This is a genomic window from Bacillus cereus group sp. Bc031 (assembly GCF_027716265.1).
GTDB classification, from domain to species: domain Bacteria; phylum Bacillota; class Bacilli; order Bacillales; family Bacillaceae_G; genus Bacillus_A; species Bacillus_A paranthracis.
The window spans coordinates 1-1,136 of sequence record NZ_JAQFUL010000204.1 but is presented as its reverse complement, the minus strand read 5'-3'; the positions used below and the strand labels follow the sequence as shown (position 1 = coordinate 1,136).

Here is a 1,136-nt window from a genome sequence, read left to right as displayed (position 1 = left end):
TTTCGAAACGATTATCTGTTATTTTTGGGGAATTTAAAACCGTTGTTATTGGGTATTTTACAATCGTTGATTACAGCGTGTTCTAAATGAGTAAAATCAATATCTTCATGTGAATAAGAATGTAGTTTATTTTGTAATAAATACGTATCATCAAAGTTTAAAAAAGTTAAACCGTTATGCAATAAACTCATATTTATTCATCTCCTTTAAATATAAGGCTATCATTTATTTTTATAAAATTAAAATGAAATGCTTTGAGTGGAATTAGTATTTAGAAAAGATAGTGTTTTTGACAGAATAATCTTTCAATTTTTAAAGAAAAGAAATACAATATAAGGAAATATGTATGTACTTCAGGAAATAAAAAATATATAACAAATGGAAATGATATTTGGAATTAAATTGAGAAAAAAAGAAAGTTGAGATTAACTATCCGCAGCAGCTCTGGTGATCCAAAAAATAACCAATATTTCGAATTATTATTTGTGAAAGGAGAATAAAGATAAGTATGAAAAAGATTATTATTTCAGACCTTGATGGGACTTTATTAAGAAGTGATAAAACAATTTCAGAGAAATCTATTAATATTCTAAGGGAATGTAAAAATAATGGAGACGAATTGATTTTTGTTACAGCAAGGCCGCCAAGAGCTATAAAACAGTATATTCCCGACGTGTTAAAGAGTGAGATTATCATTTGTTATAACGGGGCTCTAGTTCTTAAAGGGAATGATATTTTATATGAAATGAAGATTTCTAAAAATAACATTTTAGAAATCATAGAAATAGCAAACAAGTATAATCTTCATGAGATTTGCCTTGAAATAGGTGATAAGTTGTATTCAAATTTTGATGTTACTTATTATTTTGGTAATATACCATGTGAAATTATGGATGTAAGAGGTTTAGAATTTGAAAAAGCTTCTAAAGCGATTATTTGTACTAAAGGCTCAATAAACCAGAAATTTATTAAAGAATTGCCTGATGAATGCAAGGCAGTCATTACAGATGACGGGACATTGTGTCAAATTATGCATGCAGAAGTTTCAAAATGGAATAGTAGTGCGACACGTTGCTAACTGAAAAGGTTAGCCCATCCCATAGTAAAAGTTCTTTCGATATAACATATCATTGGGA

The 1,136-nt window shown here is 28.1% G+C and carries 2 pseudogenes; one reads left to right on the top strand and one right to left on the bottom strand.

Going from position 1 to position 1,136, the window contains the following annotated elements:
* Positions 1 to 73: 73 nt before the first annotated feature.
* Positions 74 to 191: pseudogene (locus tag PDQ33_RS28880) on the bottom strand (arginase family protein); the annotation flags it as partial.
* A gap of 317 nt (positions 192 to 508) precedes the next feature.
* On the opposite strand from PDQ33_RS28880, the pseudogene PDQ33_RS28875 reads away from it, so the two are divergent.
* Positions 509 to 1,060 (top strand): annotated as a pseudogene (locus PDQ33_RS28875) (HAD-IIB family hydrolase); the annotation flags it as partial.
* Positions 1,061 to 1,136 lie beyond the last annotated feature (76 nt).